Origin of the sequence: Nocardia amamiensis (assembly GCF_015477605.1) — a bacterium.
Lineage (GTDB): Bacteria > Actinomycetota > Actinomycetes > Mycobacteriales > Mycobacteriaceae > Nocardia > Nocardia amamiensis_A.
This window is the reverse complement of record NZ_JADLQX010000352.1, coordinates 1-255: the sequence shown is the minus strand read 5'-3', so window position 1 is coordinate 255 and position 255 is coordinate 1. Positions and strand designations below refer to the sequence as shown.

Annotated in this window: 1 rRNA gene; it reads left to right on the top strand. The window is 57.3% G+C overall.

The window, feature by feature from the left end:
• A 16S ribosomal RNA gene (locus IU459_RS40690) occupies positions 1 to 255 on the top strand; the annotation flags it as partial.

Genomic DNA, 255 nt, shown 5'->3' with positions numbered 1-255 from the left:
ACTCCTACGGGAGGCAGCAGTGGGGAATATTGCACAATGGGCGAAAGCCTGATGCAGCGACGCCGCGTGAGGGATGACGGCCTTCGGGTTGTAAACCTCTTTCGACAGGGACGAAGCGCAAGTGACGGTACCTGTAGAAGAAGCACCGGCCAACTACGTGCCAGCAGCCGCGGTAATACGTAGGGTGCGAGCGTTGTCCGGAATTACTGGGCGTAAAGAGCTTGTAGGCGGTTTGTCGCGTCGTCTGTGAAAACT